We start from the raw sequence: 23,469 nt of genomic DNA, 5'->3' as shown, positions 1-23,469 counted from the left end.
GCTTAGTGCGCCGCGCCCCAGCTCTTACCCGTCCCGATCTCCACGCCCAGCGGCACCGTCAGCTGCACCACCGGCTCGGCCGCCGTTTCCATCACCCGGCGGATCACCGGCGTCGCCGCCTCGACCAGCCCCTCGGGCAATTCGAACACCAGTTCGTCGTGCACCTGCAACAGCATCCGCACCTCGCCCAGGCCCGCCTCGGCCAGCGCCGGCCCCATCCGCGCCATCGCGCGCTTGATGATGTCGGCGCTGGTCCCCTGGATCGGCGCGTTGATCGCGGCGCGCTCGGCGCCCTGCCGCTCGTGCTGCACCTTCGACTGGATGCGCGGGAAATGCGTCTTGCGCCCGAACAGCGTCGTGGTGAAGCCGGTCGTCCTGACGCTCTGCGTCGTCTCGGCAATATAGCGGTTGATGCCGGGGAAACGGTCGAAATAGCGATCGATCATCGCCTGCGCCTCGTCCGCGCTCACGTCCAGCCGACCGGCCAGCCCCCAGCGGCTGATGCCGTAGAGGATCGCGAAGTTGATCGTCTTGGCCCGGCCGCGCGTGTCGCGGTTGACCTCGCCGAACAGTTCCTGCGCGGTGATGCTGTGAATGTCGTCGCCGCGCTCGAACGCCTCGCGCAACTGCGGCACGTCGGCGATATGGGCGGCCAGCCGCAGCTCGATCTGCGAATAATCGGCCGCGAGGATCACATTGCCCGGTTCGGCGACGAACGCATCGCGGATTTGCCGGCCGACTTCGGTTCGGATCGGGATGTTCTGCAAATTCGGATCGGTCGACGACAACCGTCCGGTCTGCGCACCGGTAAGGCTGTAGCTGGTATGCACCCGCCCGGTCGCCGGGTTGATCTGCGCCTGCAACGCGTCGGTATAGGTGCTCTTCAGCTTCGACAGCTGACGCCAGTCCAGCACCTTCGCCGCGATCACCGCGCCGGGTGAATCCTTGTCAGCCGCAATCCGCTCCAGTTCATTGACGTCGGTCGAATAGACGCCCGACTTGCCCTTGCGCCCGCCCTTGATCCCCATCGTCACGAACAGCACGTCGCCCAGCTGTTTGGGGCTACCGATGGTGAACTTCGTGCCGGCCAGCTCGTGGATTTCGGTTTCCAGCGCGGCGATGCGCGTGGAGAAATCCTCCGACAGCTTCGCCAGCACGCCGGCATCGACCTTGATCCCGGCCTGCTCCATGTCGGCGATGACGCGGACCAGCGGGCGGTCGACCATCTCGTACACCTTGGTCGCCTGTTCGTACGGCAGGCGCGGCTTGAAGCGCCGCCATAGCCGCAGCGTCACATCGGCGTCCTCGGCGGCGTAGCGGGTGGCGGTCTTCAGGTCGATTTCGCCGAAGCCGACCTGCTTCTTCCCCGTCCCCACGACATCCTTGTACGCGATGCAGCTATGTTGGAGGTGGGTCGCCGCCAGCTCGTCCATGCCATGCCCGTGCAAGCCCGCGTCGAGCGCAAAGCTCATGACGATCGTGTCGTCATAGGGCGCGACGGCCAGCCCGGCCCGCGCCAGCACGATCATGTCGTATTTCAGGTTATGGCCGATCTTCAGGACGCTTTCGTCCTCGAACAACGGCTTCAGCGTCGCCAGCACGGCGTCGCGCGGCAGCTGTTCGGGCTTTTCGGCGAACATATCGGTGCCGCCATGGCCGATGGGAATGTAGCAGGCCCGGTTCGGCGCCAGCGCCATGCTGACCCCGACCAGTTCGGCACGCGTCGCGTCCAGCCCGGTCGTCTCGGTATCGATCGCGACCCAGCCCTGCGCCCGCGCTTCGGCGACCCAGCGGTCGAGCGCTTCCTGTGTCACCACCGTCTCATACGCATCGTGGTCACACGCCGGCTCGTCATCCTGCGCAACCGGCGCGGCGGGCGTCTCGACCGGCGTGTCCGCTACGGTGCCGAGCTTGTTGAGCAACGTGCGAAAGCCGTGATGCTCGAGGAACGCGCGCAGCGGCGCCTCCGGAATCCCCTGCAATTCCAACGCGTCGAGCGGTTCGGGCAGGGCGCCATCGCATTTCAGCGTTACCAGCACCTTCGACAGCCGCGCATTGTCGGCATGTTCGATCAGATTGTCGCGCAGCTTGCCCTTCTTCATCTCCGGCGCGGCAGCCAGCACCGCCTCCAGATTGCCATGCTCGTTGATGAGCTTGGCGGCGGTCTTCGGCCCGACGCCCGGCACGCCGGGCACGTTATCGACGCTGTCGCCCATCAGCGCGAGCACGTCGCCCAGCTTGTCCGGCGTCACGCCGAACTTCTCGACCACATGTTCCGGCCCCAGCGTCCGGTTGTTCATCGTGTCGAGCATGTCGACCGACGGATCGGTCATCAGCTGCATCAGGTCCTTGTCGGCGCTGACGATCGTCACCGCCCACCCCTGCGCCAGCGCCGCCTGCGTATAGCAAGCGATGATGTCGTCGGCCTCCAGCCCCAGCTCCTCGATGCACGGCAGGCTGAACGCCCGCGTCGCGTCGCGGATCATCGGGAACTGCGGCACCAGGTCCTCGGGCGGCGGCGGCCGGTGCGCCTTGTACTGGTCGTACAGGTCGTTGCGGAACGTCTTGGACGATTTGTCGAGGATCACCGCCATGTGCGTCGGCCCATCCGCCTTGTGCAGCGCATCGGCCAGCTTCCACAGCATCGACGTATAGCCATAGACCGCGCCCACCGGCTCGCCATGGATGTTGGTCAGCGGCGGCAGCCGGTGATAGGCGCGAAAGATATAGCCGGAGCCGTCGACGAGATAGAGATGGGGCATGGGGGCCAGATAGCAGCGCGGGCGAGCGGGCGCGAGGGGGGACCCGCTTGACTTCGCATGGGCGTACGGGCCAGATTTCAGCCACGGGCCAGCGCGGACGCCCGTTCAGGCGGGCCAACCGCCCAAGCTCCGCTCCATCGGCCGCCTGTCGCGGCCCCTAGGAGCGTACCCCATGGAAACCACCCCGCCCCGTCCCCCCGCCCTGTCGCTCCTTGCGCTGTTCGGCAAGTTCCTGCGCTTCGGCTGCCTCGCCTTTGGCGGGCCGGTGGCTCAGATCGCGATGCTGCGGCAGGCGCTGGTCCAGGAGGAACGCTGGATCGACAAGGCGCGGTTCAACCGGCTGCTGGCGGTGTTGCAGATCCTGCCGGGGCCGGAGGCGCACGAACTATGCGTCCATTTCGGCGTCCTGGCGCGCGGGCGGATCGGGGGCCTGCTCGCTGGCCTCGGCTTCATGCTGCCCGGCTTCTGCCTGATGCTGCTGGTCGGCTGGCTCTATGTCGGCGTCGTGCAGGGGAACGGCGCGCCGGGCGGGCTGCTGCTCGGCATCCAGGTCGCGATCCTCGCCGTGATCCTGCGCGCGGTAGTGCGGATCGGGCAGCATGTCGTCGAGGACCGGTTGCTGGTCGCCGTCGCGCTGGCGGCGGTCGCCGCGACGCTGGTCGCCGTGCCCTTCTGGATACCGCTGCTGGTCGGCGGCGGAGTCTATGCGGCGAAGGACCGTCCGGCCGTGGCCATCGCGATCGGCCTGTCCGGCATCGCCGCCGCCATCGCCGCGCTGACGATCACCGCGTCCGCCACGGTCGCATCGGCGGCGGCACCGCTGACCGTCCTCGCGCTGTTCATCGCCGGGCTGAAGGGCGGACTGCTGACCTTTGGCGGCGCCTATACCGCCATCCCCTATGTCCGCGCCGATACGGTCGGGCGTGGCTGGATCGGCGACGCCGCGTTCCTCGACGGCGTGGCCTTTGCCAATGTCATCCCCGCGCCGCTCGTCATCTTCGCCACCTTCGTCGGCTATGTCGCGGGTGGCCTTAGCGGCGCGCTGGCGATCACGCTCGGCATGTTCCTGCCCGCCTTTGCCTTCTCGCTGCTGTTCTTCGAACGGCTGGAGGGGATCGTCGATGCGCCATCGCTCCGCCATGCGCTGACCGGCGTGGCGGCGGCGGTCGTCGGGATCATCGCCGCGACCTTCGTGCAGCTGGCGCTGGCGACCGGCGGCCGGGTCGACAGGCCGGGGGTGGCGATCGCGCTGTTCGCCGTCGCGCTGGCGATGCCGTGGCGGTTGAAGGGTGGCTGGGTGACGCCGGCCGTCGTCGCGGTCGGGGCGGTCGTCGGGTGGGCGCTGCTGTGACGCCCGCTTGACGGCGACGGCGGCGCGAAGAACACTGCGAGCGGGGGAGACAATCGATGCGTAACTGGATTCTGCCGCTCGCCGCGCTGCTCGCCGCGACGCCGGCCACCGCAAAGGAACTGAAGGTCGGCCAGCCCGCGCCGCCGATCGAGCTGACATTGGCCGACGGGACCAAAACCACCATCGCCGAACATCGTGGCGAGGTCATCGTCGTCAATTTCTGGGCGACATGGTGCGTACCCTGCCGCGCCGAACTGCCGCTGCTCGACGCCTATTACCGCCAGATCAGCAAGCACGGCGCCCGCGTGTTCGCGGTCACCACCGAAGGATCGGTGCCGATCTACAAGATGAAGGCCCTGTTCGCCGCGCTGGCGATCACCCCGGCCAAGGGGATCAAGGGCATTTCGCGCGAAGTGCCGGCGGTGCCGACCAACTACATCATCGATCGACAGGGCGTCGTCCGTTACGCGAAGGCCGGGGCGATGGACCTCGACGATCTGAATCGCGAGCTGATCCCGTTGCTGCGGGAACCGGCACCGACGAGTTGAGGAGGTAGCCGCCGGGCTGGCCCGGCCTTGATCCGCGGTTCCGCTTCTTCGCGACTGCCCGGCATAAAAGACCCTTTCGAACAGAAACGGCCCCGGAATCGCTTCCGGGGCCGCTTCTGTTTCTGGTGGCCCGACGTGGCGAAGCCACGTCGTCGGTCCTTGCTTATAGCAAGGCCGGCCGGGCGAGCCTTTAGGCTCGGCCGAGCTTACGCTGCGGCCTTGGCCCGGCTCGCCTTCTTCCGCTCATGCGGGTCCAGATGGCGCTTGCGCAGACGGATGTTCTTCGGCGTCACCTCGACCATCTCGTCGTCGTCGATATAGGCAATCGCCTGTTCCAGCGTCATCTTCTTCGGCGGGGTCAGGCGGATCGCGTCGTCCTTGCCGCCCGATGCGCGGAAGTTCGTCAGCTGCTTCGCCTTCATCGGATTGACCTCGAGGTCATCCGTCTTGGCGTTCTCGCCGATGATCATGCCTTCGTACAGCGCTTCGCCGTGGCCGACGAACAGGATGCCGCGCTCTTCGAGCGGACCCAGTGCATAGCCCTGCGCTTCGCCAGCGCCGTTCGAGATCAGCACGCCGTTCTTGCGGCCTTCGATCTGGCCCTTGTGCGGGCCATACTTCTCGAACAGCCGGTTCATGATGCCGGTACCGCGCGTGTCCGACAGGAACTCGCCGTGATAGCCGATCATGCCACGCGACGGTGCCGAGAAGGTGATGCGCGTCTTGCCGCCACCCGACGGGCGCATGTCGGTCATCTCGGCCTTGCGCAGGTTCATCTTCTCGACGACCGTGCCCGAATATTCCTCGTCCACGTCGATGATGACGGTTTCGTACGGCTCGGTCTTCTTGCCGTCCTCGTCCTCGCCGAACAGCACGCGCGGGCGGCTGATGCCCAGCTCGAACCCTTCGCGGCGCATCGTTTCGATCAGCACGCCCAGCTGCAATTCGCCGCGACCCGCGACTTCGTAGCTGTCGCGATCGGCCGCTTCGGTCACCTTCACGGCGACGTTCGATTCGGCTTCGCGGAACAGGCGGTCGCGGATCATGCGCGACGTGACCTTGGTGCCTTCACGGCCCGCCATCGGCGAATCGTTGACGGCGAAGCGCATCGACAGCGTCGGCGGATCGATCGGCTGCGCGTGCAGCGGCTCGGTGACCTGCGGGTCGCAGATCGTGTTCGACACGGTCGCGACGGTCAGGCCGGCCAGCGAGATGATGTCGCCTGCCTTGGCTTCGTCGACCGGCACGCGGTCGAGGCCGCGGAACGACATGATCTTCGACGCGCGGCCGGTTTCGACGATGTTGCCGTCGTTATCCAGCGCGTGGATCGGCTGGTTCAGCTTCACCGTGCCCGAATTGACGCGGCCGGTCAGGATGCGGCCGAGGAAGTTGTCGCGGTCCAGCAGCGTGACGAGGAAGGTGAACGGAACGTCTTCCACTTCCACCTTGGGTGCCGGAACGTGCGAAACGATCGTCTCGAACATCGGGATCAGCGTGCCTTCGCGCGCGTCCATGTCGGTCGAGGCATAGCCGTTGCGGCCCGATGCATAGAGCACCGGGAAATCGAGCTGCTCGTCGTTGGCGTCCAGCGACACGAACAGGTCGAACACTTCGTCCAGCACTTCCTGGATGCGCGCGTCGCTGCGGTCGACCTTGTTGACCACGACGATCGGCTTCAGGCCCAGCGCCAGCGCCTTGCCGGTCACGAACTTCGTCTGCGGCATCGCGCCTTCCGACGAATCGACCAGCAGGACGACGCCGTCGACCATCGACAGGATGCGCTCGACCTCGCCACCGAAATCGGCGTGGCCGGGGGTGTCGACGATGTTGATGCGGATCGATTCATCGCTGCCCGGCGGGGTCCAGTCGACCGAGGTCGGCTTGGCGAGAATGGTGATCCCGCGCTCCTTTTCGAGGTCGTTCGAATCCATCGCGCGCTCTTCGACGCGCTGGTTGTCGCGGAACGTGCCGGACTGACGGAACAACTGATCGACGAGCGTGGTTTTGCCGTGATCGACGTGGGCGATGATCGCCACGTTGCGAAGGCTCATGGTATTTCCTGGATCATGCGGGAGTGCAATTGGCCGCGCGCTTAGCGTATTTCCTTCGAAACCGGAAGTCCCCCGTTCGCTGCGCTGCGGCGAGCTGCACGGCCTGTCGGTGCCGCCACCATTGCAACCGGGCCGTGTATTATCTACCTACCACAGTTGTATCGAGTGGCCTCCGCATGGCATCAAGCGGGCCCAAGTGGAGGATATATGGCGACGCAGACTGAAGAACCCGCTCTGGTGCTGACCCCGCCCGATCCGGTACCGACCGTCGCGCCGGCCAAGGCCGCCGGGCTGGTGCCCGTCGACGATACCAAGCGCACCGAACTGCAGCGCCGCGTCGACGACTTCATCGACCAATTGGTGGCGCAGGACGCGAACTCGCCCGAATTCGGCAAGCGGGTCGATGCGATCAGCAACTTGGGCGCGCGCGAAATCCGCGAGGCCGCCGGCCAGTCGAACCGCTTCCTCGATCGGCCGGTCAAGGCGATGGACCAGGAATCGGGCGTCGGTGCCGACCTGGCCCAGTTGCGCCGCACGATCGAGGACCTCGATCCGGGCCGCCAGGGCAACCTGCTCGAACCGAAGAAGCTGTTCGGCATGATCCCGTTCGGCAACAAGGTCCGCGACTATTTCGATGGGTACAAGTCCGCGCAAAGCCACATCGCCTCGATCCTGAAGCGGCTCCAGTCCGGCAAGGACGAGCTGCTGATGGACAATGCCGCCATCGACACCGAACGTGCGAACCTGTGGACCGCGATGGGTCGCCTCGAACAGATGATCTATCTGTCGAAGGAGATGGACCAGAAGCTGGAGGATCGCGCCAACGAACTCGACCACAGCGACCCGGCCAAGGCGAAGGCGATCCGCGAAACCGCGCTCTTCTATGTCCGCCAGCGCAGCCAGGACCTGCTGACGCAGATGGCGGTGACGGTGCAGGGCTATCTGGCGCTCGATCTGGTCAAGAAGAACAATGTCGAGCTGGTGAAGGGCGTCGACCGCGCCAGCACCACGACGGTCGGCGCACTGCGCACGGCGGTGACGGTCGCACAGGCGCTGACCAACCAGAAGCTGGTGCTGGAACAGATCACCGCGCTCAACACCACCACCGCCAACATCATCGATTCGACCGGCAAGCTGCTGCGTTCGCAAACCGCGACGATCCATGAACAGGCCGCCGCCTCGACCATCCCGGTCGAGGTGCTCCAGCGCGCGTTCCAGAATGTCTATGACACGATGGACGCGATCGACACCTTCAAGCTGAAGGCGCTGGATTCGATGAAGACCACCATCGGCACCCTGTCGAACGAAGTCGAGAAGTCGCGCGGCTATATCGCCCGGGCCGAGGGCGCGTCGCAAAATGCGCAGGGCGGCGAAACCTTCAAGCTGGAGGCGATGTAACGCGATGTCGCGCAGCGACGAGGTCCTCGAACGCGCCAACCTGACGCTGGAGCGCGCCCGCGAACGCCATGGGCAGGTCGCCCCCCGCGCCCGGCGTCGGCGCGAGGCGGAGGTGCTGCGGCGTCTCGGCCGCATCGCCGCCGCCGATGGCGCAATCCTGCTGGCGGCGTTGGTGTTCGGCTGGTTCGTGCCATTGGGGCTGGGCGGCGCGATGCTGGTCTTGGCGCTGCTGATCGCCGCCACCGCGCTGTTCGCGCTGATGCCGGTGACGCGCGAGGTTGCGGTCGAAACGCTGGTGCAGGCCCCGATCAAGTCGCTCCCCGCCCAGACCGAACGCTGGCTCGCAACCCAGCGCCCCGCCCTGCCTGCGCCCGCGATCACGCTGGCCGACGCGATCGGGATCAAGCTCGACACCCTCTCCGCCCAGCTCGCCACCCTCCCCGACGACGAACCAGCGGCGGCGGAAGTCCGCAAGCTGGTCGGCGAACAGCTTCCCGAACTGGTGCGCGGCTACCAACGCGTCCCCGAACCGCTCCGCCGCGTCGAACGTAACGGCCGCACCCCCGACCAGCAGCTGGTCGACGGGCTGAAGATCATCGACACCGAAATCGCGGCGATGACCCAGCAACTGGCGCAGGGCGACCTCGACAGCCTGGCCACACGCGAACGGTTCCTGCAGATCAAGTATCAGGGCGAGGAATAGGGGCCGTCGACCTTGCCGGTCAGGGCACGCCGGGGAAGGCGATCGGTTCGGTGGAGATATAGCTGATCCGCGCCCCTTCGGCGGTCGGGAGCCGCCGAAACACCCGGGCCTTTGAATCAAAGGCGATCGACAGCTCGCCCGGCCGACGCCAGACGACGCTGATCGCCATGTTCGGAAACTCCATCGCCCGCGCGAGGCCGTGATCGTCATCGGCGACGAACACCTCGACCGCCGCGTCGGGCGACCTGCTCGCCCGGCCGACCCGCACCACCGTCGCCTTTCCGGTCGTCGCCCCGCAATCGCGTTCCTCGACCACGGCATAGCGGTCGCTGCCCGGATCATACGCCTTGTGGATCAGTCCCGACGAGCAGTCATTTGCCAAACTGCAGCCGGCCACGCCCAGCGCGCATGACAGGGAAAGGGCGATGCGAAGCATTCGACGATCTTGGCGCGTGACAGGACATCCGGGCAAGACGCCGGATCGCCTCCCTCCCGAACCGCCGTTCTTCATTCCTGCCCCGGAAGGCTTCCGCGAAAATCACTCCTCGTACCCCGGCGAAGGCCGGGGCCCAGTTGGGGGACATCGGTAAAGTACGGAAAAGCCTCCCCAACTGGACCCCGGCCTTCGCCGGGGTACGGGAGTTTTCGGGTAATCGGGCGACCTTCCCGGAGGTTCGGCCTGCGCGGGAAGGTTGCCCTCCAACGAAAGCGTTTTCCTACAAAGCAGCCGACGACTACCCTCCGCACGGCTCTTTCTCACCGTCGATCCACCGCATCCCGCCAGCTGCGAATGCTGCGCAAGAGCACGCGCTGCACAAAAGCGCCACTAGTGTGAACTTCGTGAACTTTGACCCGAAATCCGCGCTAATAGCGGTCGCGCTCGACATCCCAATAATGCCGCTGGACCATCACCGACGGCACCGGCCGCCCCCGTCCATCCAACGAGGGCCGGAAGCGGAAGGCGCGCTCCACCTGCCGGCAGGTTGCGGCATCGATCGCGCGGTTGCCGCTGGAGCGCATGATCTGGCACTCGCTCGCCCGCCCGTTGGTCTCGACGATGTAGCGCACCTCAACCGATCCTTCGAAGCCGTTCTCCTCCAGCTCCGGCGGCAACCGCGCACCCTGCAACGACCCGCCGATTTGCTCGGGCGGCGTGTCACCCCCGCCGCTGCCGTCGCCATCGCCCTCGCCACCGCTGCCCAGCCCATCGCCGACCCCGCCCGCACCCGTTCCCGGCCCCACCGTATCGGTCGCGCCCGACGACGCATCGTTCCCCGGCCCCTCGACCGGCGCGGTGACGACCGGCGGCGGCACCGGCAACGGCACGACCGGCGGCGTCGCGACGATCTCGGTCGCCTTGGACCGGATGTTGGGCGGGGCGGCGCGCCCCTCGGGCCGCCCCTGCCGCACGACCTGCGGCACCGGCGGCGGGGGTGGCGGATCGGGCGGCGGCGGCAATATGTCGAACGTCGCTAGCGCGCTCTGCGCCGTCCGCGCCACATCCACCCCCAGCCCGACGATCAACGCCCAACCCAGCAGCACATGCAACGCGACGGTCACCACCATCGCGCCGATACGGCTCCGGTCGGGCAGGGTCGTTATCATCGCCATCACCTGCCACAACGCCGATGAATGGCGGCTGATCCGAAGGTTCAGACCATTCCGCGAGGATCGGCGACATATCCCGCCACGAAACCGGAAAAGCTGCCGGCGACAACGAAGTCGTCATTCTCGCCCAGGATTACCGCGACCTTCCCCCAATCGGGGCCAGGTTCGCAGCAGATCGCCCACGCATAGGACCAAATCAGATGGTCGGCGAAAAACAGCCAGCGGCGGCCGCCATTCGTGATGACCGAACCGACCGGATATTCATACTCGTCCGGCAGGTTGCGGATCCGGTGCGGATGCCACCATGTCCCGTTACCCCAGTCCATCTCTTCTTCCCGCGCCGGGCAGGCATGACGGAGATAAGCGCGAAAATCCGCCGGCAGTACGATGTCATATCGGCGGGCCAGCGCGTCGACAACATCGTCGGAAGCGCCCACTGAGGGTATGTCGCTTCCCGTCCGTTCCCACCACGCCACCAGCGTCCGCCATGCCCAGTCGGGATCATCGATCGCTTCCGGCGGCGCGATCACGGGCGGACAATGAGGCGTGCCCAGCGTCCTTACCCAGTCGGACGGCGTTCGCGCCCGCTGTCCGAACAGCCGGGCCAGCCACCCCATTCTACCGCTTCCCCAGCGCCACGATCGCCCGCTCGCGCAGCCGTTCGACCGCCGCGCCGTGGATGCCCGGCGCGGCCGCCATCACCCCGAAGAACTGCGGCCTCGGCTGGTTAAACCGCAGCTTGCGCCCGATCGCGTCGGTGACGGTCGCCCCCGCCTCACGCGCGATCAGGATGCTGGCCGCCACATCCCATTCATTGCCCCAGCGCAGCGTGGCGAGGAAATCCGCCTCCCCGCTCGCCACCATCGCCATGCGCAGCGCGATCGAATTGGGCTTTGCCACCATCAACAGATCGCGATCCGCCTTGGGCAGCGCGTCCACCGGCGTGCGGCTGCCGGCGAAGTCGACGCGCGGGCTGACCGCCAGCCGCTCGCCGTTCATCCGCGCGCCCTGCCCCGCCGCCGCGGTCCAGCGTTGCCGTCGCACCGGCGCGTCGAGCACGCCCAGCACCGGCTGGCAATCCTCGATCAGCGCGACCGACACCGCCCAGCCGTCGCGCCCGCGAATATAGTCACGCGTGCCGTCGATCGGGTCGACGATCCACACCTGCCGCCGCGCCAGCCGGATCGCGTCGTCGGCCGTCTCCTCCGACAGCCAGCCGGCCTCGGGCAACAGCGCGCTCAGCCGTTCGCGCAGCAGCCGGTCGACGCTCAGGTCGATCTCGCACACCGGATTGCCCGGCGCCTTTTCCCATGTCTGGAAATCGCCCCGCCAGCTCGCCAGCGCCAGCGCGGCCGCCTCGCCGGCGATCGCCGTTACCTGGTCGAGCAGGCCCGCGTCAGCCACCCGCCACCGTCATGCCATCGACCCTGATGGTCGGCACATTGACCCCCTGCCGATGCTCCAGATCGCCCGCCGCGCGCATCGACAGCAGCATCGGGCGCAGATTGCCGGCGATGGTGATGCCCGACACCGGCCGCGTGATCTCGCCGCGTTCGATCAGGAAGCCCGACGCCCCCCGGCTGTAATCGCCGGTGACGCCGTTCACCCCCTGCCCGATCAATTCGGTCAGCAGCACGCCGCGCTCGATATCCTCGATCAGCGCGGCAACGCTGCCCGCGCCACCAGCCAGATGGACGTTGCCGGTCGTCACCCCCGGCGGACCGCTCAGGCCCCGTGAGGCATGGCCGGTCGGCTCCAGCCCCAGCTGCCGTGCCGATGCGCTGTCGAGCAGCCACGTCTGCAACACGCCGCGTTCGACCAGCGCCATCGGCGACACTGCCAGCCCCTCGCCATCGAACGGCCGCGCGCGAAGCCCATGCGGGCGATGCGGATCGTCGATGATCGACAGCCCCTCGGGCAGGATCGCATGGCCCAGATGCTCGCGCAGGAAACTGGTGCCGCGCGCGATCGACGGGCCGGATATCGCGCCGAGCACATGGCCGATCAGGCTGCCGCCGACCCGCGGATCGAATACCACCGGCATCGCGCCGCCGTCGATCTTCACCGGGTTCAGCCGCGCCACGGCGCGTTCACCCGCGCGCCGCCCGACGACCTCGGGCGCCTCCAGCATCGTGCGGTGCCGCGCCGAATGATGGGCATGGTCGCGCTGCATCCCCGCGCCCTCGCCCGCCAGCACGCTAGCCGAAATGCCATGGCTGGTCACGGCATAGCCCTGCGCAAAGCCATGGCTGGTCGCCAGCGCGACGACCGCGCGGCTGTAGCCGGCCGATCCACCTTCCGAATTGCTGACCCCCGCGACGCTCCGCGCCGCATCCTCGACCGCCAGCGCCGCCTCGCGCAGCAGTTGCGGCGCGACCTCGCCCCCGTCGTCCAGGTCGAGCAGCGGCGGCGCGCCGTGCAGCAACCGTTCGGCAGGTGCGAGGCCTGCCCAGCGATCCTCGGGCGCCGCGCGCGCCATCGCCACCACCCGTTCGGCAAGCGCGGCAAGGCCCGCGTCGGACAGGTCGGAGGTGGAGACGCTCGCCGATCGATGCCCGACGAACACCCGCAGGCCCAGTTCGGCCCCTTCCGACCGGCCGACATCCTCCAGCTGCCCCAGCCGCACCGACACCGACAGCGCGGTATCGGCGACCAGGATCGCATCGGCGGCATCGGCACCATGGCCAAGGGCGCGGGCGATGGCGGATTGGGCGCGGTCGGTGGCGGTCTGGGGATCGAGCATGGGGGCGAGATGGGAAGCCGGGGCGCTCACGGCAACGCTCATGCCGCCTGTCCCACGGTCAGCAGCCCCAGGAACAGCAGCAGCCCGGCATCGCGGTTCGACCGGAACCGCCGCAGCGTGTTCGCACCATCGTCTGGCTTGAGGGTCGCCACCTGCCACAGCAGGTGCAGCGCGGCGGGCAGCAGGGCGACCAGCGCCAGCGGCGTCGGGAATACCCGCCACACCGCGCCCGCCCAGCAGGCGACGGCGATGACGTACAGCACCGCCACCCCCGGCCGCACCCGCGCGCCCATCGCCCGCGCCGACGATCGCACGCCGACCATCGCGTCATCCTCGATATCCTGGCACGCATAGATGGTGTCGTAGCCGATCACCCACGCGATCGACCCGGCGTACAGTAACAGCAGCGGCGTCCAGTCGCCCACCGCCATCTGTGCCCAGGCGACCGGCGCGGCCCACGAAAACACCATGCCCAGCCACGCCTGCGGCCACCACGTAATCCGCTTCATGAACGGGTATGCCGCGACCAGCACGAGGCTGCCCAGCGCGACGATAGCGGCGGTGAAGTTCAGCTGCAGCAGGACGACGAAGCCGATCAGGCTGAGGACCACCAGCCAGACCCATGCCGCCTTCAGGGATACCGCCCCGCTAGCCAACGGACGGTTCGCGGTACGCGCCACCTGCCGGTCGAGGTCGCGGTCGACGATGTCGTTATAGACGCAGCCCGCGCCGCGCATCGCGATGCTGCCGAGCAGGAACCATAGCAGCATGTCCCATCGCTCGGCCGCCCGGCCCGACAGCGCGATCGCCCACGCGCCGGGCCAATAGAGCAGCCACCACCCGATCGGCCGGTCGAACCGCGCGAGCAATGCGAACGGCCGGGCGGCGGCGGGCAGGATCGCAATCAGCCCGCGATATTCGGTATCGGCGACGTGCGAAGAGGCTGGGGACGACATGCCGCCCCTGCTGCCACGGACGGGGCGGCTTGCACAGGGCGTTCGTCAGCCCCCGGCGATCGTTCAGCGCTTCGCGGCGGCCTGTGCCTTCGCCTGCTTTGAGTAATGATGGTGCATCGCGATGCAGCCGGCGACCGCGCCCATCTTGCCATGGCCCTTGCCGACCATGTGCCCGGCGACACCACCGGCGATCGCGCCGCGAATGCATCCCTTGGCAAAGGCCGGCTGCGCCGCGACCATCGCAAGGGGTACGGCGAACAGAGCAACGAACCGCATGTCCAGTCTCCATCTAAAGCTGTCTAGGCGGTATCTACGGACGACGCCCGGCACAGGTTGCGTTAAACTTTCGTCATGTCGCCGGGGCCGCTACGGGGGGTGCCATGGACCTCGACCAACTGCTCCGCCATTATTTCGGCACGACCGATCCCGACCAGATGACCGCCGCCGAACAGGATGCGGCGCGCGAGCGGATGGGCATCGATTTCGGCGTGGAGCGCGATCCGTCGCGCCGCTTCGCGCTGTGGACGCTGATGGACGCATTCGGTTTCGCCCCGCCGCCGGCGGAGGCGTTCGAGAAGGACCCGGCATTGCGCGCCGCGGCCGACCGCTATCTCGACGCCGCCTATCGGGTCGAGCGCGACGGGACCGCCGACTGATGCCGTGGGTGCTGCTGACCATCGCCGGGCTGCTGGAGATCGTCTGGGCCTATTACATGAAGCTGTCCGACGGCTTCTCGAAACCCTGGCCGACGGTCGCGACCTTCGTCGCGATGTTCGCCAGTTTCGGGCTGTTGTCGCTGGCGATGAAGCAGCTGCCGCTCGGCACCAGCTATATGGTGTGGACCGGCATCGGCGCGCTGGGTGCGTTCGTGGTCGGCATCGCGCTGCTGGGCGAGAGCGTCACGCCGCTCAGGCTGGTCGCGGCGGCGATGCTGCTCGGCGGGCTGGTGCTGATGAAGCTGGCGTCCTAACCCCACGCCATGCCCGCTACCCCCGCCTGGCCGCCCGATTCGTCGCCCCGCCTGTTCGTCGACCAGCCACTCGCCGAACACGCACGCATTCGCCTCGACGGGGCGCAGGCGCATTATCTGCTGTCGGTCATGCGGGTGAAGGACGGCGACGTCGTACGCCTGTTCGACGATGCGACCGGCGAATGGCTGGCGCATGCGACCGAGGTCCGCAAGCGCGACCTGACCCTCGCCGTCGCCAACCATCTGCGCCCGCGCGAGACGGTGCCCGACCTCTGGCTGTGCATCGCGCCGACCAAGAAGGGCCGGATCGACTGGGTGATCGAGAAGGCATGCGAGCTGGGCGTCGACCGGATCGTGCCGGTGCTGACCCGGCGGACGGTGGTCGACCGTCTCAACCTCGACCGGTTGCGCAGCCATGCGGTTGAAGCCGCCGAGCAATGCGGGCGCACCGCCCTGCCGACGCTGGTCGAACCGGTGAAGCTGCCCGCGCTGCTGCGCGACTGGCCCGCCGAGCGCGCGCTGTTTTTTGCCGACGAAACCGGCGGCGTGCCCGCACTGGACGCGATGCGCGCCCGGCCGGGGCCGGCAGCGATCCTGATCGGGCCGGAAGGCGGCTTCGATCCGGAGGAGCGCGAACAGGTCTGCGCCCATCCCCAGGCGGTGGGCATGGCGCTCGGCCCGCGCATCCTGCGCGCGGAAACGGCGGCAGCGGCGGCGACCGCGTTGTGGATGGCGGCGGCCGGCGACTGGTAGCGCGACTATGCCGCATGCAATCACAGCCCTCTAGCGCGCGCCCGTCGGCCCGCGTATGGGCGCGATCATGAGCACGAAGACCGTTTCGGACAGCAACGCAGCGGTCATCGAGGACCGCTCGCAACTGATCGCCTATTTCGCCGGGGGCGAGAAGCCGGCGGAGCGCTGGCGCATCGGCACCGAGCACGAGAAATTCGTCTATCGCACGAGCGATCACGCCGCGCCGTCCTATGACGAACCGGGCGGTATTCGCGACCTGCTCGCCGGCCTCGAACGCTTCGGCTGGCGCCCGGTCGAGGAGGGCGGCAAGGTCATCGCGCTGACCGGCAAGGACGGATCGGTCAGCCTCGAACCCGCCGGACAGTTCGAACTGTCGGGCGCGCCGCTCGAAAACCTGCACCAGACCTGTGCCGAAACCGGTCGCCATCTGGATCAGGTGAAGGCAGTCGGCGACGAACTCGGCCTCGGTTTCTTGGGCCTCGGCATGTGGCCCGACAAGCGCCGCGACGAGCTGCCGATCATGCCCAAGGGTCGCTACGGGATCATGCTCAACCATATGCCGCGCGTCGGCACCATGGGCCTCGACATGATGCTGCGCACCTGCACCATCCAGGTGAACCTCGATTATTCGAGCGAGGCCGACATGGTGCAGAAATTCCGCGTCGGGCTGGCACTGCAACCGCTTGCGACCGCGCTGTTCGCCAATTCGCCATTTACCGAAGGGCTGCCCAACGGTCAGCTCTCGTACCGCTCGCACATTTGGTCGGACACCGATCCGGCGCGCACTGGCATGCTGCCGTTCGTGTTCGAGGACGGGTTCGGTTACGACCGCTATGCCGACTATGCGCTCGATGTGCCGATGTACTTCGTCTATCGTGACGGCCGCTATATCGACGCCGCCGGCCTGTCGTTCCGCGACTTCCTGAAGGGCGATCTGTCGGTTCTGCCGGGCGAAAAGCCGACGATCGACGACTGGGCCGACCATCTCTCCACCGCCTTCCCCGAAGTGCGGCTCAAGACCTTCCTCGAAATGCGCGGGGCCGATGGTGGCCCATGGGGCCGCATCTGCGCGCTGCCGGCGCTGTGGGTCGGGCTGCTCTACGACCAAGGCGCGTTGGATGCCGCGTGGGACCTGGTAAAGGGCTGGTCGATCGAGGACCGCCAGCGCCTGCGCGACAGCGTGCCCGCGCTCGGTCTCGACGCGCCGCTGCCCGGTGGCGGCACCTTGCGCGATGTCGCGGGCGACGTGCTGGACATCGCCGGCCGGGGGCTCAGCGCCCGCCGCCGGTTGAGCGTTTCGGGCGAGGACGAAAGCGGCTTTATCGAACCGCTGCGCGAGGTGGTGCGGTCGGGCAAGGTGCCCGCGCAGGTCATGCTCGACAAGTTTGCCGGCGAATGGGGCAGCGACCTGTCGAAAGTGTACGACGAATATAGTTTCTAAACAGATCCTCCCCGCTTCGCGGGGAGGGGAACCATGCGCAGCATGGTGGAGGGGGGTCTCCACACAACGCAACGTCAGCGCTCGCCGAAAGCCCCCTCACCATCCGCTACGCGGACGGTCCCCCTCCCCGTTCCGGGGAGGATCGGAAGAGGCTGGTCACCAACCCCCGCCGCACCATCCAGTCGCTATACGCCCGGTACACCGGGTCCTGCCCCAGATGCCATTCCTCGGTCCGGGCGCGCCAGTAATAGACCCCGCTGACACACGCCAGAATCGCGGTACTCCGCGCCGCCGAGGTCCAGCTATCGGCCGTCGTCAGCACCGGAATGGTCGAAATCCACCAGAACAGGTTCTTCGACAGATACGCCGGATGCCGGCTGAACGCATACGGCCCATGCGTCAGGATGCCCCGGTGCGTCAGGTTCGAAAACCGCAACCCGAACGCCATCGTCGCCCACGCATAGATCGCGGTCAGCGCGACCAGCACCGCGCCGACGATCCACAGCAGCGCTGGATAGTCGGCAAGCCAATAGGTCCAGTCCGCCGTCCCCGGATGATAATCCAGCGGCCCGCCGTTCGCCATCAGGATGAACGGCGGATAGCAGATCAGCGCCGCCGACCACCCCGCCGCATAGGGCGTGGCGCTGCGGATATGGCTGTCGAGCGGCCGCATCGCGAGGATATAGCCAGCCGTCGCGAACGCCACGTCGATCACGAACATGAAGGTGATGAGCCAGTTGGCCAGCGGCACCGGCCCGGTCAGCACGGCGGAGCGCTGCGTGCGGATGAACTCGCCGAACCCCGGCGGCACGATGGCGAGCATGAAGGCGAGGAAGAACGCCTTCACCGCCCACCCGCGCAGATGATTCCAGATCGCTTGCGCGTCGATCGGCTCGTCCAGATGCATCGCCCACGCGCCCAGCGCCCAGCAGCCATCCTTCGGCTCGACCAGCCGCCGGTCGATCCAGAACATGTACGGGATCGACAGCACGAACAATGGCACCGCCGCCAGCCCAAACACCCACATCGAAAAGGCGAACCCGCCCTCCCAGTAAAACCGCCCGGTGGCATAGATTGCGGCGATCAGGCCCCAAGTGATCCATAGCCCGGCGAGCTTCGTCAGGCTGATCTCGACCGTCTCACGCCACGGCCGCACGTTTGCCCAGTCGATCCCGGTCGACGGATTGCGATGCACCTTGTCGACCAGCAGCGACCACAGCACCATCGGCAGCGCGCACGCCGCGACGTTCACCAGCGCCGCATAGGGCCCGTCCATCCCGTAATGCCACGCCACCGCGACCCATGCGAGCAGCCCGGCCAGCCCCGCCAGCCCCACGCCCGACGATACCGCCGATGGCGGGCGCTGGTCGGGTTCGGCTTGCGCGCTGATCGAGTTGGGCTGATACATGGGCAATCCGCTACACCCGCGATGGTAAGCATCCGGTGAAGCATATCCTTTTCAAAAGGAAGTATCTGCCCTTGCGTATCGTTCTTGCCGCGTTGCTGCTGACCACCACCGCCCTTCCCGCCGCCGCACAGCAGATCAACCCGCCGGGCAACACCCTGCCCCAGCCGCTGCCGATCGTGGATACCGTCCCCGCCGCGCGCGACGTCGACTATCCCGGCACGATCAAGCTGGACGTCGATGCGACCGACACCGTGCAGGGCATCTTCCGCGTGAAGGAAAGCATTCCGGTCGCCCGCAGCGGCCATATGGTCCTGCTGATGCCGAAATGGCTGCCGGGCAAGCACGGGCCGCGCGGCGAGATTGAGAAGCTGGCCGGGCTGGTCGTGCGTGCAAACGGCCGCGAGCTGCCCTGGACCCGCGACACGCTCGACATGTTCGCCTTCCATATCGACGTGCCGGCCGGCGCGAAGAACCTCGACGTGCAGTTTCAGTTCCTGACCGCAACGCAGGGCGAACAGGGCCGCATCGTCGTCACGCCCGAAATGCTGAACCTGCAGTTCGAATCGGTCAGCCTGTATCCGGCCGGCTATTACACCCGACGTATCCCGATCGAGGCGAGCGTGAAGTACCCGACCGGCTGGACCGCCGCATCGGGCCTGCCGTCGAAGGTGCAGGGCGGCGTCTACCGCTATGAACGCACCAGCTACGAGACGCTGGTCGATTCGCCGGTGTTCGCCGGCAAGTATTTCAAGCGTTTCCCGCTGACCGATCGCGTCGGGCTGAACGTCGTTGCCGACAAGCCGTCCGAACTGGCCGCCACCCCCGAACAGATCGCGGCGCACACCCGCCTGGTCGAACAGGCGGTGAAGCTGTTCGGCGCGCAGCATTACGACAAGTATGAATTCCTGCTGTCGATCACCGACAAGATGGGGTCGATCGGCCTCGAACATCATCGCAGCTCGGAAAACGGCGTCGATCCGGGCTATTTCACCGACTGGAATGCCGGCCCCGGCGAACGCAACCTGCTGCCGCACGAATTCACGCATAGCTGGGACGGCAAGTATCGCCGTGGGGCGGACCTGTTCACCCCCGATTTCCGCATGCCGATGCGCAATTCGATGCTGTGGGTTTACGAAGGGCAGACGCAGTTCTGGGGCTACGTCCTGCAGGCGCGCTCGGGCCTAGTGTCGAAGCAGGATACGCTCGACGCCTATGCCGACATCGCCGCCGCGCTGGACGCGCGCGAGGGTCGCCAGTGGCGTCCGCTGATCGACACCACCAACGATCCGGTCATCACCGCGCGTCGTCCCAAGGGCTGGGTCAGCTGGCAGCGGTCGGAGGATTATTACAACGAAGGCTTGCTGGTGTGGATGGAGGTCGACTCGATGCTGCGCAAGCAGTCGGGCGGCACCAAGTCGATGGACGACTTTGCCCGCGCCTTCTTCGGCGTGCGCGACGGCGACTGGGGCGTCCTGCCCTATACGTTGGCCGATGTGGTCAAGACGCTGAACACGATCCAGCCCTATGACTGGGCCGGCTTCCTCGACAAGCGGCTGAACGCCCGCACCGACCGCGCACCGATCGACGGTTTTGCCGCCAATGGCTATCGCATCGTCTACACCGACACCCCGACGTCGTATCTGAAGGGCCGCGAAAAGAGCGGTGGCGGCGTGTCGCTGCCTTATTCGCTCGGCCTGACCGCGAACAAGGAAGGCAAGGTCGGCAGCGTGACGTGGGGCAGCCCGGCGTTCAAGGCAGGCTTCGAAACCGGCACCACCATCGTCGCGGTCAACGGCACCGCCTACACCCCCGACCGGCTGCGCGATGCGGTCGGCGCGGCCAAGGGGGCGAAGGACCCGATCCGCCTGACCGTCCGCATGGACGATGCGGTGCGCGAGATCGCGATCCCCTATAATGAAGGGCATCGTTATCCGCGTCTGGAGAAGGTCGGCGATGGCGAAAACGGTCTCGACCGTCTGCTCACCTCCAAATAAAGATCGCCCCGACCGGTCCCACATCGGGACCGGTTGGACGTGTCCGTGACGATTCCAAGGAAAAGCGGCTTCTCCGTTCGTGAATAACGGGTAAAGGGCGCGTCTACCGCGCTGCAGCGCGAGATGAGGGAGTAGTATTAATGCGCATCGACATGGTGCCGGTCGGCGACGATCCGCCCAACAGCCTGAACGTCATCATCGAAGTGCCCACCGGCGGCGAACCGGTGAAGTATGAATTCGACAAGGCGTCGGGAGCCCTCTTCGTCGATCGCATCCTGCACACCCCGATGCGCTATCCGGCGAATTACGGGTTCGTGCCGCACACGCTGTCGCCCGATGGCGATCCGCTCGACGCGCTGGTCGTGTCGCGCTCGCCCTTCATCCCCGGCTGCGTCGTCCGCGCGCGTCCGATCGCGGTGCTGAACCTCGAGGACGAGGCCGGCGGCGATGAAAAGCTGGTGTGCGTGCCGGTCGATTCGACCTTCCCGTACTACAGCAACGTCGGCGAACGCGCCGATCTGCCGGAGATCGTGTTCGAGCAGATCGAGCATTTCTTCACCCACTATAAGGACCTCGAAAAGAAGAAGTGGGTCCGGATCGGTACGTGGGGCGGAGCCGAAGAGGCCAAGCAGATCACGCTCGAGGCGATCGAGCGGTACAACGCTGCCAAGGCCCAGGGCGAGGAACCGCACGACGCCGACGTGGCGAACCGCTGATCCGACGTCTAGGGGGATAGTCATGGCGCAGGCGACGACCGGTAACGGTCCTGCCGCAACCGGGCTATCCCCCGACGCGCTGCGCGTTCGCGCCGCGCAACTGGGGTTGTTCGAAACCCCGGTCCTGCACGCGCAAGTGCAGGACGCAGCCGCGATCGACGGCGACCTGCGCCGTGCGATCCTGTCGCGCGCCGCCGGCCACGGCGATGGCGTGAACCGTTCGAATGTCGGCGGCTGGCATAGCGACACCGACATGCTCCGCTGGGGCGGCCCCGCCGCTGCCCGACTGGCCGACCTCGCCATCCGCATGGCCCGGCGCGCGTCGCATTTCGACGGGCGCGATCCCGCCACCGTCGAATGGACCGTGCGGATGTGGGCCAACCTGTCCCCGCCCGGCGCGCTGAACATGAGCCACGCCCATCCCGGCGTATTGTGGGCGGCGGTCTATTATCTCGACATGGGCACCGATCCGGGCGACGGCGATCCCGGCGGCGAGCTGTATCTCGAAGACCCGCGCTTTCCGGTCACGATGATGCGCCTGCCCGGTTTCCGGATGCTCGGCACCGATGGCCAGCCACAGTCCAACGAACGCCGCCTGCCGACCCGCGCCGGCGACCTCGTGCTGTTTCCCGCCTGGCTGCGCCACGGCGTGCGTCCCCACAAGGGGAGCCGCGAGCGCATTTCGATCGCGATGAACATCGATGTAAAGGTATAGCGGTTCGAGCAGCCGCCGCCCTATTTCGCCCGTTTGCGCTTCACCGGCGCGCGCCGCCCGGCCTCGAGCGCCAGCGCGCCCCATTCGCGCATAGCATCGCCATCATCCAGTACGTCGTCGGGTGCCCGGCGATAGTTCATCGTCGCGGTCGTCCCGTCCTTGCGTGCATAGGTGAAACGCTCGCACCCGGCGGCGTCCCAGGTCGCATCGGCCACCGCGTCCGATTTGAACCACAGCGCATCGTCCAGCACGATCGCAAAGACCGTCCCGCCCAGATACAGCGTCGCCCCGCCCATCATCCGGCGAAACCTGACCTGGCCGATCGGGGCCATCGCCTCCTCTACCCAGTCGATCAGCGCGGTATCGACACTCATGCCCCCGCCTCGCTCTGCACCGCCGGCACCCGCCGCCGGACGGCGACGATGCAGCCGGCCACGATCAGCAGCGCGCCGACCACGGTATAGAGCGACACCGTCTCCTCGAACACGATCCAGCCGGCGATGGCCGCCCACACGAACGCGCTATATTCGACGGGCGCCAGCACCTGCGCCTCGGCCCGTGCATAGGCCCAGGCCAGCGCCATGACCGATGCGATGTTGAGCAGCGCCGCCCCGATCAGCGCACTGAATTGCGACGGTGCCGGCAGCGCGCCCAGCCACGGTGCGGCGGGCAGCAGCATCACGCCGATGACGAGGCTCGAGAACAGCGCGACCTCCAGCGGGTCGGCGGCCTGCGCCTGTTGCCGCAGCAGGATCAGGCTGGCGGCATAGAGGATCGATGCCGCGACGCAGGCGAGACTGCCCAGCACGGCTTGCGTCGACGCATCCGCCTGCACCTCGCCGCCCGCGATCACCAGGACGCCCATTGACGCGACCAGCGACCCGACGATCGCCGCGCGGCGGATCGTCTCGCCCAGAAAGAACGCTGCCAGGTACAGCGCGATCAGCGGCGCGAGGAACGTCAGCGCCACCCCCTGCGCCATCGGCACCCGCGCCAGCCCCCAGAAGAACAGCACGACCGACGACCCTGCCGCCACGCCGCGCCCGATGTGCAGCTTCAGCACCGCCCATGCCGGCCAACGCCGCCCCTGCGCAACGAATACGACGCCGCACAGCACCGCCCCGGCCACCGACCGCCACAGCACCGCATTATACGCGCCGCTGTCGATCGACAGCTGCTTCATCAGCGCGTCCATGACCGTGTAGACCATGATCCCAGCCCCGGCGACGAGGAAGGCGCGCAGCGAAGACGGGGCGGCGGACATGAGGACCTTTCGAGGTTGGGAGCGGGGTGGTTGCTGTCGCCCGGGTCGAGGCAGGATGCAACCCGATCCTCCCCGCTGCGCGGGGAGG

The 23,469-nt window shown here is 67.3% G+C and carries 23 protein-coding genes; 11 read left to right on the top strand and 12 right to left on the bottom strand.

Annotated elements, in window-relative coordinates:
* Window positions 1-2: 2 nt before the first annotated feature.
* On the bottom strand, window positions 3-2,762 hold the full coding sequence (polA, locus tag ASE67_RS10080; RefSeq protein WP_055760273.1) for a DNA polymerase I: 2,760 nt from the start codon (window positions 2,760-2,762) through the stop codon (window positions 3-5).
* Window positions 2,763-2,934: 172 nt separating this feature from the next.
* Between polA and chrA the strand changes: the two genes are divergently transcribed.
* Both chrA and ASE67_RS10070 read left to right on the top strand, forming a co-directional pair.
* Window positions 2,935-4,113 (top strand): chromate efflux transporter, encoded by a 1,179-nt coding sequence (gene chrA, locus ASE67_RS10075; RefSeq protein ID WP_055760270.1) that lies wholly within the window; start codon window positions 2,935-2,937, stop codon window positions 4,111-4,113.
* 56 nt (window positions 4,114-4,169) lie between these two features.
* Window positions 4,170-4,661 carry a TlpA family protein disulfide reductase gene (locus ASE67_RS10070; RefSeq protein ID WP_055760267.1) on the top strand — a complete coding sequence of 164 codons (492 nt, stop codon included), beginning with the start codon at window positions 4,170-4,172 and terminating at the stop codon, window positions 4,659-4,661.
* 206 nt (window positions 4,662-4,867) lie between these two features.
* On the opposite strand, the gene typA is transcribed toward ASE67_RS10070, so the two are convergent.
* Window positions 4,868-6,712 carry a translational GTPase TypA gene (gene typA, locus ASE67_RS10065; RefSeq protein WP_055760264.1) on the bottom strand — a complete coding sequence of 615 codons (1,845 nt, stop codon included), beginning with the start codon at window positions 6,710-6,712 and terminating at the stop codon, window positions 4,868-4,870.
* A 207-nt stretch (window positions 6,713-6,919) separates the two neighbouring features.
* Between typA and ASE67_RS10060 the strand changes: the two genes are divergently transcribed.
* Both ASE67_RS10060 and ASE67_RS10055 read left to right on the top strand, forming a co-directional pair.
* On the top strand, window positions 6,920-8,110 hold the full coding sequence (locus ASE67_RS10060; RefSeq protein ID WP_055760260.1) for a toxic anion resistance protein: 1,191 nt from the start codon (window positions 6,920-6,922) through the stop codon (window positions 8,108-8,110).
* Window positions 8,111-8,114: 4 nt separating this feature from the next.
* The gene (locus tag ASE67_RS10055) at window positions 8,115-8,813 is read left to right on the top strand and encodes a hypothetical protein (RefSeq protein WP_055760257.1); all 699 of its coding nucleotides are present in this window, start codon (window positions 8,115-8,117) and stop codon (window positions 8,811-8,813) included.
* A gap of 19 nt (window positions 8,814-8,832) precedes the next feature.
* Here the strand turns inward: ASE67_RS10055 and ASE67_RS10050 are convergent, their stop codons facing one another.
* The 7 genes from ASE67_RS10050 to ASE67_RS10020 all read right to left on the bottom strand — a co-directional run bounded on the left by ASE67_RS10050 (window position 8,833) and on the right by ASE67_RS10020 (window position 14,396).
* Window positions 8,833-9,249, bottom strand: coding sequence for a hypothetical protein (locus tag ASE67_RS10050; protein ID WP_055760254.1), 417 nt, complete (start codon window positions 9,247-9,249; stop codon window positions 8,833-8,835).
* 428 nt (window positions 9,250-9,677) lie between these two features.
* Window positions 9,678-10,418: an energy transducer TonB gene (locus tag ASE67_RS10045; protein ID WP_082457102.1), complete on the bottom strand. Its 741-nt coding sequence runs from the start codon at window positions 10,416-10,418 to the stop codon at window positions 9,678-9,680.
* A 47-nt stretch (window positions 10,419-10,465) separates the two neighbouring features.
* Window positions 10,466-10,951, bottom strand: a complete 486-nt coding sequence (locus ASE67_RS10040; RefSeq protein ID WP_156348579.1) for an SMI1/KNR4 family protein — start codon at window positions 10,949-10,951, stop codon at window positions 10,466-10,468.
* 88 nt (window positions 10,952-11,039) lie between these two features.
* On the bottom strand, window positions 11,040-11,825 hold the full coding sequence (locus ASE67_RS10035; protein ID WP_055760247.1) for an inositol monophosphatase family protein: 786 nt from the start codon (window positions 11,823-11,825) through the stop codon (window positions 11,040-11,042).
* The gene (locus ASE67_RS10030; RefSeq protein WP_055760244.1) at window positions 11,818-13,164 is read right to left on the bottom strand and encodes a TldD/PmbA family protein; all 1,347 of its coding nucleotides are present in this window, start codon (window positions 13,162-13,164) and stop codon (window positions 11,818-11,820) included. Before ASE67_RS10030 ends, ASE67_RS10035 begins: the two co-directional genes overlap by 8 nt.
* A gap of 38 nt (window positions 13,165-13,202) precedes the next feature.
* Window positions 13,203-14,120, bottom strand: coding sequence for a 4-hydroxybenzoate octaprenyltransferase (gene ubiA / locus ASE67_RS10025; RefSeq protein ID WP_055760242.1), 918 nt, complete (start codon window positions 14,118-14,120; stop codon window positions 13,203-13,205).
* Window positions 14,121-14,183: 63 nt separating this feature from the next.
* Window positions 14,184-14,396: a hypothetical protein gene (locus ASE67_RS10020; protein ID WP_055760240.1), complete on the bottom strand. Its 213-nt coding sequence runs from the start codon at window positions 14,394-14,396 to the stop codon at window positions 14,184-14,186.
* Window positions 14,397-14,500: 104 nt separating this feature from the next.
* Between ASE67_RS10020 and ASE67_RS10015 the strand changes: the two genes are divergently transcribed.
* The 4 genes from ASE67_RS10015 (at window position 14,501) to ASE67_RS10000 (ending at window position 17,284) form a co-directional block, all read left to right on the top strand.
* The gene (locus ASE67_RS10015; protein ID WP_055760237.1) at window positions 14,501-14,776 is read left to right on the top strand and encodes a hypothetical protein; all 276 of its coding nucleotides are present in this window, start codon (window positions 14,501-14,503) and stop codon (window positions 14,774-14,776) included.
* Window positions 14,776-15,090, top strand: a complete 315-nt coding sequence (locus tag ASE67_RS10010; RefSeq protein WP_055760234.1) for a DMT family transporter — start codon at window positions 14,776-14,778, stop codon at window positions 15,088-15,090. The genes ASE67_RS10015 and ASE67_RS10010 overlap by 1 nt, the downstream gene beginning before the upstream one ends.
* Before the next feature lie 9 nt (window positions 15,091-15,099).
* On the top strand, window positions 15,100-15,843 hold the full coding sequence (locus tag ASE67_RS10005) for a 16S rRNA (uracil(1498)-N(3))-methyltransferase (RefSeq protein ID WP_055760232.1): 744 nt from the start codon (window positions 15,100-15,102) through the stop codon (window positions 15,841-15,843).
* A gap of 67 nt (window positions 15,844-15,910) precedes the next feature.
* Entirely contained in the window at window positions 15,911-17,284 is a 1,374-nt protein-coding gene (locus ASE67_RS10000; RefSeq protein ID WP_055761556.1) for a glutamate--cysteine ligase, read from the top strand.
* Between the two features lie 106 nt (window positions 17,285-17,390).
* Here ASE67_RS10000 and ASE67_RS09995 read toward each other — a convergent pair whose 3' ends face one another.
* Window positions 17,391-18,692: a methyltransferase family protein gene (locus ASE67_RS09995; protein WP_055760229.1), complete on the bottom strand. Its 1,302-nt coding sequence runs from the start codon at window positions 18,690-18,692 to the stop codon at window positions 17,391-17,393.
* A 71-nt stretch (window positions 18,693-18,763) separates the two neighbouring features.
* Here ASE67_RS09995 and ASE67_RS09990 point away from each other — a divergent pair, with 71 nt between their 5' ends.
* The 3 genes from ASE67_RS09990 (at window position 18,764) to ASE67_RS09980 (ending at window position 22,117) form a co-directional block, all read left to right on the top strand.
* Window positions 18,764-20,686, top strand: coding sequence for a M61 family metallopeptidase (locus ASE67_RS09990; protein WP_443025564.1), 1,923 nt, complete (start codon window positions 18,764-18,766; stop codon window positions 20,684-20,686).
* Between the two features lie 140 nt (window positions 20,687-20,826).
* The gene (gene ppa, locus ASE67_RS09985) at window positions 20,827-21,402 is read left to right on the top strand and encodes an inorganic diphosphatase (protein WP_055760226.1); all 576 of its coding nucleotides are present in this window, start codon (window positions 20,827-20,829) and stop codon (window positions 21,400-21,402) included.
* 22 nt (window positions 21,403-21,424) lie between these two features.
* Window positions 21,425-22,117 (top strand): TIGR02466 family protein, encoded by a 693-nt coding sequence (locus tag ASE67_RS09980; RefSeq protein ID WP_055760223.1) that lies wholly within the window; start codon window positions 21,425-21,427, stop codon window positions 22,115-22,117.
* A gap of 20 nt (window positions 22,118-22,137) precedes the next feature.
* Here the strand turns inward: ASE67_RS09980 and ASE67_RS09975 are convergent, their stop codons facing one another.
* Window positions 22,138-22,491: a TfoX/Sxy family protein gene (locus ASE67_RS09975; RefSeq protein WP_055760220.1), complete on the bottom strand. Its 354-nt coding sequence runs from the start codon at window positions 22,489-22,491 to the stop codon at window positions 22,138-22,140.
* Entirely contained in the window at window positions 22,488-23,381 is an 894-nt protein-coding gene (locus tag ASE67_RS09970; RefSeq protein ID WP_055760217.1) for a DMT family transporter, read from the bottom strand. The genes ASE67_RS09975 and ASE67_RS09970 overlap by 4 nt, the downstream gene beginning before the upstream one ends.
* Window positions 23,382-23,469 lie beyond the last annotated feature (88 nt).

Origin of the sequence: Sphingomonas sp. Leaf23 (assembly GCF_001421585.1) — a bacterium.
In the GTDB taxonomy this organism is placed as follows: domain Bacteria; phylum Pseudomonadota; class Alphaproteobacteria; order Sphingomonadales; family Sphingomonadaceae; genus Sphingomonas.
The sequence above is the reverse complement of the archived record's forward strand: the minus strand, read 5'-3'. Positions and strand labels throughout refer to the sequence as shown.